Here is a 10,420-nt window from a genome sequence, read left to right as displayed (position 1 = left end):
GAGAAAGTGCATGAGCAATAAATACGATGTTTCCGAAGTAATAACCAAAAAGTTCGGGGAAATGTTTGATTATTTAATTTATTTAACACATATTTTTGTAGAGTATATTACCAGTTTCATCCCATCAAAATCAACGCAAGACAATTGTTCAAGACTACGGCTCAACCGCGATTTATACAGAAACTTATCTACTGATACTCTCCATATCATTATCGAGGAAATTAATAAAGAATATCAACTACCTACAAAACTCTTTTTAGCCGGTAAAGGAGTTAAAGAAATATCTCGTGAAACAGGTATCCCGATTCGAAAAGTATTACATCAAATCTATTGTGGAGAGAAAGAAATTAAGGCTCATTTAAAACAATTATAAATAAACATCCGAGAAAAAATAAAGCCGCATTACCGATAATCAGAATAATGCGACTTTACTTATATAAAAGAGGTCTCGTCAATTTTTATGGGCTTTCATACTGTCTTTCAACAAATAAGCTATCAATGCCAAATATAATACTAAACCTAGCACTTGTTTTATTGTATCATTCATCTCGCAACTGTATTCAAATCCTCCGAAACGCAATCCGGCACTGACAACTCCCATTAATGCCCCACCGGCAATAAATCCGGATGCCAACAATGTACCTCTTTCATACCGAGATTTATTTACTTCGGCATTTTTGCTGCGTGTACTGACATACCAGCTTACCAACCCTCCGACAACCAAAGGGGTATTCAGTTCCAAAGGAATAAACATTCCTAAAGCAAAAGCCAAAGCCGGAATTTTACAAAAAGTCAGTACTACGGCAATCAATGCCCCGATACCATATAACAGCCAAGGAGCACCTTTCCCCGACATAAGAGGTTCGATAACAGCTGCCATAGCATTCGCCTGAGGAGCAGCTAAACCGTTTTCAGAAGTAAAACCGTATGTATCATTCAAGATCAATATAACCCCTCCTACCGTCGCTGCAGAAACCAGCGTTCCTAAAAATTTCCAACTCTCCTGCTTTGCCGGAGTAGAACCCAACCAATACCCGATTTTTAAATCGGTTATAAACCCTCCGGCCATAGAAAGAGCCGTACAAACAACCCCGCCGATAATTAAGGCGGCAACCATACCCGATGTACCTTTAAGGCCAACAGCTACAAGAATAACAGAAGCTAAGATCAATGTCATCAACGTCATTCCCGACACGGGATTTGTTCCGACTATCGCTATTGCATTGGCCGCAACCGTCGTGAACAGAAAAGCAATGACAGATACCACGATAAAAGCAATAAAGGCTTGCGTAAAATTATGAATAATACCTAAATAGAAAAATAATAAAATCAGAATCAGAGTAGCAATACAGGCAATAGCGATAAACTTCATGGAAATATCTCGCTGCGTACGTTTCACCGAAGTGACAACAGCTCCGGCTTTGCCTCCAAGTTCTTTGGATGCCAAACCGACAGCGCCTTTTATGATTCCCCAAGAACGTATTATGCCGATAACTCCCGCCATGGCTATACCTCCTATACCAATATGACGTCCGTAAGTAGTAAATATTTGTTCGGGAGTCATTTGTCCTATGGAGACAGTAATATCGCTGTTTCCCATAGTCAAGACCGAATCTCCCCAAAAGAGTCCCATAAAGGGAACGATAAGAAACCAGACAAATATAGATCCGGCACAAATAATCAAAGAATATTTAAGACCGACAATATAACCGAGTCCCAATACAGCCGCTCCCGTATTTATTTTGAAAACAGCTTTTGCCTTTTCGGCAATTGTCTCACCGAACGGCAATACTCGTGTAGATAGTACCTCGCTCCACCAACCGAATGTAGAAAGGACAAAATCATAGATGCCGCCAATCAACCCTGCAAAAATCAGGGGTTTTGCTTGGTTACCGCTCTTTTCTCCGGATATAAGCACTTGTGTAGTAGCTGTCGCTTCAGGAAAAGGATATTTGCCATGCATCTCGGATACAAAATATTTTCGGAACGGTATCAAAAACAGTATTCCCAAAATTCCACCTAAAAGAGAACTCAAAAATACCTGCATAAAATCGACAGTAAGTCCAGGTATAATATAAAGTGCAGGAAGCGTAAATATCGCTCCGGCAACAATAACGCCCGAACAAGCTCCAATGGACTGTATAATGACATTTTCTCCTAATGCATTCTTACGACGAGTAGCGTTAGACAAACCGACTGCAATAATAGCGATAGGAATAGCCGCCTCGAACACCTGACCGACCTTAAGTCCTAAATAAGCAGCAGCCGCAGAAAACAGAATAGCCATTATAATTCCCCACGAGACCGACCATAAAGTAACCTCTGGATAATTTTTAGAAGGCGACATAACCGGCTGGTACTCTTCTCCTTCACCTAATTCTCTGAATGCATTTTCAGGCAACTCTACCGGTTGCTTTTCTTCCTCTTTCATGTCTTTGATAAAGTTTGGGTTAGCATAATCATAATAAAAGAATGGCAAGTTACTAATTTTTACAGAAATTTCAGTAACGAAAAATAAAAATAGCGTCAATTTTAGCTATGTTTGCAATCTATAAAATATGAATAGTGATGAAAGATATACTTGATTTTTTAACAGAACTGCGTCAACACAACAATAGAGATTGGTTTAATGAGCGTAAAGATCGGTTTTATGAATTACGAGCTACATTTTTGAATAGAGTAGATGAGCTTATTCGTCTCATTTCGGTATTCGATGAAGAAATTTCTGGTTTAGAGGCAAAAGATTGCGTATATCGAATTTATAGAGATACGCGCTTTTCTCCGGATAAAACGCCTTATAAAACATTTTTTTCGGCATATATAGCTTCTAAAGGCGGTAAAAAAAGCTTACGTGCCGGATATTATTTACACTTAGAACCGGGAAACTGTTTATTAGGCGGAGGTGTATGGTGTCCGGAATCAAAACTATTGAAAGAATTACGAGAAGCGGTATATGAACATTGCGATGAATTTATCGAAATAACGGAAAACCCGGAGTTTAAAAAAGTATATCCGGCTTTCGACGGTGAAATGCTTAAAACAATTCCACGGCCATTCCCGAAAGATTTCAAATATCCTGAATTGCTAATGAGAAAAGACTACGTCGTAATGGGGAAAAAGCAGGATCGTTTTTTCGAGGACAATAACTGGATACAAAAAACAGCTGCCGATTTTAAAGTTTTGCAACCGCTTAACCGCTTTCTAAACTATACCGTAGATGAAGTATATGATTACTAATCGATTTATACAAAATAAAAAATGGCGTATCGATTTTTTTTCGATACGCCATTTTTTATTAGAGTCTGTTACCGTAACTGTATTTTACGAGTAATCGTGTTCTTTCCATTCATTCCGACAACGATATAAAGACCTTTTTCCTTATTTAACCGGATGGTCTGATAATCGTCATCTATATTGAATTTATCCGACAAAGTTCCATTGATATTGTATATGCTGAATGTATATCCTGAACATTGCTCGAATCTCAACATGTCACCCGAAAGATACACTTTACAATTATCGGTATCCGAATTCGACAGACCTTCAGGTATACTTTCCGTCCCATTGAAATCGTCCAGACAGAAATATGTTGGGATAGTCGTTCCCCAATCATTTTTTCGAGAGCCGTCCACCGTAAAAGTGATTTTCTTGACCTTCCCTAAAGAAGTTAAATCAAACCACTCCCAAGTGTCAACAACGATTCCTTCTGCCGAATTCCGGTAATCTACCAGATAAAATTCTGCCGAATTACCATTATCTCCGGTAGCTATTATTTTATAATAATCCCCGATAGTAAACGGCAGATTCGCATCTTCCTTCCCGCTCGAGTTCATTCCCGTACCCTGTTCCGTTACATATTTCACCCAAGCTGTATTCGTTACATAACAGCCTTTGACAACATCTCCCTCCGGATTATTCAAGACTTCAACCTGCGTCGGACCAAAATAGCTTGAAGCATACGCAACCGCATAATTTTCAGATTCATGTACCCCGCTACCGGCTGCCGCCCCAAATTGATTCGAAGGGAAATCCGCCGGATTATAAACCGTTGAAGTCACATTTGAATAACCGAAATAAGCCCATGTTGCATAATCCGGCTCATAATAATTAGAGAATATATAAGAACCGCTTACAAATGAACTCATAGATTCTTCCGGATCACCCATCCAATAGCTTTCAGAATCAAGATATAAATTTTCAAAAGTTGCGGCAGCAGCTTCTCCGGTTACAATTACCCGAACCGTTATCGTTGCAGTTTCATCCCAAGCATCCGTCACAGTCAAAGTATAGTCGCCGCATTCCTGAGGAACAAAAGAATACTGTTCTTCAGTGGAAAGGATTTCATTCTTCGAGTTTCTCCAGCTATATGTATATGGAGAAACTCCTCCTGAAACATCGGATGTCAAAATTACGGACTCACCTTCCGAAACAGTCTTATCGTCTGCCGTTACCATCAGTTTTTGGGGGTTACCGCTGAAATTATCTATATAAACATTACCCTTGCTACTTAAAGTTATAGAAGTTATTTCTCCCCATTCTTTTAAACTGTAATATATCCACCGATCCTGAGTCGAGGCTATAGTCCGGGTAGAAATCTCAAGTTGACCTTTCGATGCAGATATTGTAACATCGGCATCCGACTTCAAATAAAATCCGGTCAATATCAATCCATCAGAAGTATTTATCAAAGTAACAGTTCCTTCTGTTTGGAGTTTTGCTGCTTTCCGGCTATCTTCTATTCCATCAGTAATCTCTTCTACGACAAAACCATTGAATCGAGCTGTTCCATCTTCAAATCCGGTTTCCGTAACGGTCACATCTTCAAATGTGGACACAGATGTCGGTGCATAAACTGTTGTAAAGGCGCTCATAGCGATAACCTCTGATAATTGACCGTCTGCCAAACCTTTCAAAACAAAAAACGCATAATATTCGGTATACTGTTTCAATTCGGTCAACGGGATTGCTGTTTCCTGTCCTTTAGAAACCGAAACTTTATTATCGGCAGCAATAACATCTTCCACAGAAGGCTCTTTTTCGTCATTCTTTAATAAATAATAGACTTCTGCATTAGCCGTTACTTTGACAGTAACAACCGCCGAATTATAAGTCACATCTCCTGACAAAACCGGATATCCGGATTCCATCGCCGGCAATTCTGCTACAACAAATTCATAAGCTCCGATAGTCGGATGTTCCGTATCACGCACATTTCCGACAATATCGATAGCAACAAAATCTAACGGAATACCGGCATTAAGGCCGTCCAAAGTTTTCAGTGCAAGTATTTCGTCTGACTGAAAAGTCACTTTTTGATTAATACTATTAGATTCTTTAGAACCGGTCAACCAATTCTCGATCGTAGTATAATTTTTCGCAAAAACAGTTCCGGAAGTATAAAGAGCGTTATTATTGAGCGTCGTTGCTTTCAGCGGCTTGCTGTTTATCCAATAAACATAACCGCCGGCTTCGTTTTGTATAATATTGTTCTGTACCGTAATCGATTCGCTGAAATTGGAAATATTATATATTCCGGCACATTTTTCGGTATTATTTCCACTCAAACGTATCGTATTGTTCACAATATCCACAAAGCTGATTTTATTTGTCGTAGAGCCTCCGGTTACCGAAATTGCATACGCATTATCCGATGACGTCAAAGATTTCAGATTCAATACATTATTATATACGCGGAAGTGCTTTTCTTCTGAACCGGAAACAGGTCTCAGCTTTATGCCGCAGATATAGGGCATTGTCGCAGATATCACATTATTCCGCACAACCGTATTATAACAAGTATTCATATCTATCCCATTATATTCTTTTTTCGATGAACAGTTGCTGCTAATCACGTTTTTCTCTATAACTCCATCTACATCATAATTCAGATAAATCGCTTTACTCCATTGATTCCTGAACGTATTTCCGATAATCTTCGTTCCTTTATTCGTATCTGTCGGATTTGCTCCACCTGCCTGAACCGCAATATAACCTCCTTCAAAAAGGTTGCCCTCAACGGTCATATAGGTATCCGGAGTATTTTCTACAGCTTGATTTACAAAATTCGTATGCAATAATTTATGAGGATCTGATGTAACAGGTTCAGAAGTCATGACCTCTCCTTTAAAATAACAATTCCGAATAGTAACATAATTACTTGCATTTTTTACGTCCATCAAATAATAATATGTATTATCAGGATTAGTAAAAGTAATTCCTTCTACCGTCAAATAATCAGCTCCGAATATGGTCATTACAGCCGAGTTTTGTTCGTCATATCCTCCGGAATGGTTTTCTGCCGTAATCGTCACATCGCTATAATTTCCGCTTTTAGATTTCAATGTAATCGTATTCGCAGCAGAAGCTCCCGGAATTTCCGGAATTATCACTTCCTCATTATAGATTCCGTTTTCTAATTCAAAAACGACAGCACCATTTATACCATCTTTCATTGCTTCGACTGCAGCAGTAATAGTTTTATATTCTCCATTTTCTCCGATAGTATGCGTACCATGGAATCCATCTTTAATTTTCAGATTTGCAGTTTCTGACGATTCTATCGCAAATGAATTTCCATTAACCTTGATACCGGATTGAACAAAGCTCAATGCCGTTCCGATTGCAGCATCGCTTCTTATATCACAAGTCAGCCAGAAATAATAAGTTCCGGGTGCTGAAATACTCTGTTCTCCCGTAAATACCGGAGTATCGCCTGTTTGTTCTGTGCCGAACTGACTTTCAGGACTGAATACATCACTCGTACCGGTAAAATAAACTTTCGTATTCATCAAACTCTCTGAATTCGTTACTCCGAATGAAAGTTCATCCACAACAAACGAACCTCTATCTCCGATAGCTTCAACGGCAACCTTAAGCATTTTTTCATTCAGAGAACCACCCAGAAGTTCACTTTTTTCATTAACAGATGTCGCCTTCACTGTACCACAGCTCAACGGTTTCAGCGTATAAGAGCTCACCTCTATCTCCCAACCGTCATTGACTATGTATCCCGTTCTGTTAAATCTGATTGTCAAAGAACCGTCTTCGGCCTTAGAAATAACCGATTCCGGTAAACTTTCATTCAGATCTCCATCATATTTCACCGATAAATTTTCATTCTCGACTCCTGTACCATCATATATTTCCAGGTAATCACGAACGCTGGTCTTAAATTGCTTGAACGTCAATTTTATTACATCTCCCGGTTTCGGAACAAATGTCAGAGTACCTTCTTGGGCCTCACTATATTCTCCGTCTGCACCTCCGTCATCATAACAAACATAAGGAAAATCTCCCACATTGATTGTATCATGTCCCGATACCGGTAACAGACAAACATTCTTTATTTCTCGATCGCCTTCCGGATCTCCGTTTTCGACCGATTGCAAAATATTATTTATGGTAACCGACAGTAATTTTGCATCTAACTTCTGTGATGGTGTAGCTCCGACTTTGACATCGTAAGTTATCCAAAAATAAGTATCTCCTTCTTCCAGAATAAAGTCAGACGACACAGGAATCTCCAGATTCCCGACAGAACCGTCAACATCGATACTGCCAATTTTATTTGTTGTTGCAAATGCATCATTCTTACCTGTATAATAAACGGAGACTTTATCTATACAAGATTGACTGTTTTTCAGATCGACAGCAATTTTATTTAAAGACAACGGGTTTTTATCGCCTCCGGTCACTATCTTAAACCGCAAAATTTCCTGATCGGCAGTACCTCCGGCTACAAAGTCCGAACTTGCCTGCACGACATCTATCCCGTCGAATGACATATCTTTCGATTGATATTCTCTTACAAAAGCATGCCAGCCGTCTGCATTATAAAACGAATCATTGGCGTTGAAAAGAACAGTGACAGCTCCGTCTTCCGATTTAGAACGAATAATAGTCTCCGGCCCGTTTTTTCGCTTATCTGCGGTATTTGCTTCCCACAATACTTCACCGGTCGTTCCTTTACCGCTATAAATTATATAAGTAGCATCCACTCCATAATATCCAGAGCTTGCACTCACGGCAAAATCCTGATACTCCAATTCTATAATTTTACCTTCAGAATACGGAATAAATGTAACGATTTGATTTCCCTGTACAGCTTCATATCCACTACCATACTTTTTAGGGGTATGCGTATAAGTCCAACTACCATAAATCGTTTTTTCAAATGTTCCTACCGTAGAAACGTATTCATTTTTTATCGTACGGTCGCCTTCCGGATTGGTATCGGCAATAATCTCTTCCTTACCCGACAAGACAACAGCGGTGCATCCCGCATCGATTTTATTTCCGGCCACAGCTCTCGGATCTATATCGTATGCCAACCAAAAATAGTTGTTTCCTTCTCCCAGCTCCTGAGTACAACCGGTTATTTCAAAATCAGAACTACCGTTTAAAATAACCTCTCCTATTTTATTGGAAGAACCGAATTCCGCTTTTTTACCCGTATAATAGACCGATGCTTTTGTCAAATCCGCAGGATTGGTCGTTCCGGATATAGTAAACTTAAAAGTCTGCGCTATTATAGGAAGGACATTCTCTGTTTGTATATTCAACGACAAAATAGGTTGCAAAAGATCTCCAGCCATAATTGTTCCGTCGGTATATTGCGCAGCAACAATAGATTTCACAGTCATTTCTTTGGGCTCGACCTCAGAAACTACGGCTTCAAAACCATCCCCGAACAATGCACCCGTTACACTGGTCAACGCAACAGTCAATGCTCCGTCGTCTGAAGAAGATGTTACGGTAATTATATCTCCATTGGAAATTTGAATATTCAAGTCAGCCTCATTTACCGATTTACCGTTATACACCTTTAGTATATCGCTTTTATCGCTGGTCGTGGTACTGAATAATGCTACTTTCTTAAATTCAATTTGAATCCGCCTACCCAATGTCGAAGGTATAAAAGTCGTCTGCCCTTTAAAACCCTCCGATATTTTTCCGTCAGGCCCGCCATCATCATAAAAATTTAAAGATGTCCGGCCTACATGACAATTCTGCCACATCGCAGACATGCTCAACTCATTACCGATATAAACTTCTCCTACAGAAGCAATCGGAGTCTCAAGCACCTCGTTTCCGGAAACCTTTATCGACGTACATTGTGCTGCTATTTTATTCCCGACAACAGACGCCACCGTTACATCTCCTACCAACCAAAAATAATTATTTCCCGATACAAGTTCTTGCGATCCGGATGCCTTAATATCGGAACTACCTGATGATCCGGAAGCATAAAGATGAGCATCATTAAACTGTAATTTATTTCCCGAATAATAAACTTTTAAATTCTGTAAATCCGAGGCAGAAACCGTACCGTTCAGATTAAAAGATAATTCACTTACCGTTAACGGATTAAGACTTCCTTCTGCCTTTACGTTAATGAGCATTACCGGTTGACATTCCGAACCTACTGGAACGGAAGAAACGCCCGTAGAAAGAGCGATGCATTCACCGATTATCATATCTTTAAGAGATACGCTTTTCACGACCGCTTTCCAGCCTGTACCCGACATTCCCGGACAATAATAGCCGACTGTCATTTTCCCGTCAGGAGAAGCCGACTGAAAAACAGAATTTGCTGCAATTACACCTTTGTCTCCGTCGGGTAAATCATCATAACCGACATCGACAAAACCGTCATAAATTCTAAATTGAGCAGATTTTACATCGACTGTTTCAAAAGAGACTTCTATAACTTCGCCTGCATTTCCCGGCACAAAACATACCGATGACGGATAATCACACCACGATTCGGCATTGCTTGAGCTTCCGCCGCTATCATAAAATATTATCGGATCGGTTACCGTAACGGTTTTCGTTTCTCCGTACGGCATCGTAACGGCAGTCGTCTCGCCCCAAACCTGCCTCGCCTCACACAAAAGAGTAAAAACAATCAAGAATGTAACAATTCTTTTCATAAGCATTTTAAATTAAACAATTATTTGAATCAAAATATAAATATTCAAATCACCGAATAACTTATACTTACAAAAAGTTATAGGAAAAGATACAGTATAGAGCCAGCGTAACCCGTTAACGTTACATTTTATACTTACCTTTGCTTTAACCCCCGAAAGCATAAGATATTCTGAAAATGTACGGCAGGTCTTCTGACTTATCTCTCCTCTTTCGGACGTCTTCCCAGCATAATCGAAACAAGCCTTTCGATTTTCCCAGTGACATGAATGTCCGGAATCAACGAGAATTACAGCAGCGGGACTGTTCAGGACTTGCACCTGATTCCCTTTTAATCACCTGAGCAGAAAAACGCAGGCGAACCAATACGAATGCAAACTTACCTGTTTAATCTTTGATAATCGGATTTACTATGTTAAAATAATAAAATAACATATCGTGCCTATAATTAAAAAATTTATTTATTACTGTTTCTCTCTCGATAGAACTC

General features: G+C 39.5%; 4 protein-coding genes and 1 riboswitch. Of the genes, 2 read left to right on the top strand and 2 right to left on the bottom strand.

Annotation, left to right across the window (positions count from 1 at the left end):
• On the top strand, positions 1-373 hold a 373-nt coding region (locus AC1WHX_RS07275), incomplete at its 5' end, for a hypothetical protein (RefSeq protein ID WP_481229080.1).
• Positions 374-451: 78 nt separating this feature from the next.
• Here the strand turns inward: AC1WHX_RS07275 and AC1WHX_RS07270 are convergent.
• On the bottom strand, positions 452-2,431 hold the full coding sequence (locus AC1WHX_RS07270) for an OPT family oligopeptide transporter (RefSeq protein WP_302544561.1): 1,980 nt from the start codon (positions 2,429-2,431) through the stop codon (positions 452-454).
• Positions 2,432-2,565: 134 nt separating this feature from the next.
• Here AC1WHX_RS07270 and AC1WHX_RS07265 point away from each other — a divergent pair, with 134 nt between their 5' ends.
• Positions 2,566-3,237 carry a DUF2461 domain-containing protein gene (locus AC1WHX_RS07265; RefSeq protein ID WP_039927619.1) on the top strand — a complete coding sequence of 224 codons (672 nt, stop codon included), beginning with the start codon at positions 2,566-2,568 and terminating at the stop codon, positions 3,235-3,237.
• A 68-nt stretch (positions 3,238-3,305) separates the two neighbouring features.
• On the opposite strand, the gene AC1WHX_RS07260 is transcribed toward AC1WHX_RS07265, so the two are convergent.
• Positions 3,306-9,932 carry a BNR-repeat neuraminidase N-terminal domain-containing protein gene (locus AC1WHX_RS07260; RefSeq protein ID WP_302544560.1) on the bottom strand — a complete coding sequence of 2,209 codons (6,627 nt, stop codon included), beginning with the start codon at positions 9,930-9,932 and terminating at the stop codon, positions 3,306-3,308.
• Between the two features lie 165 nt (positions 9,933-10,097).
• Positions 10,098-10,313, bottom strand: a riboswitch (cobalamin riboswitch).
• Between the last annotated feature and the right edge of the window lie 107 nt (positions 10,314-10,420).

Source organism: Coprobacter sp., from assembly GCF_982436375.1.
Note: the sequence above shows the minus strand (reverse complement) of the source record. Positions and strands in the feature narration are given on the sequence as shown.

What these genes read in the sequence shown, in the direction of transcription:
- AC1WHX_RS07270 (WP_302544561.1), bottom strand. Translation starts at nt 2,431, where the DNA reads ATGAAAGAGGAAGAAAAGCAACCGGTAGAGTTGCCTGAAAATGCATTC.
- AC1WHX_RS07260 (WP_302544560.1), bottom strand. Translation starts at nt 9,932, where the DNA reads ATGAAAAGAATTGTTACATTCTTGATTGTTTTTACTCTTTTGTGTGAG.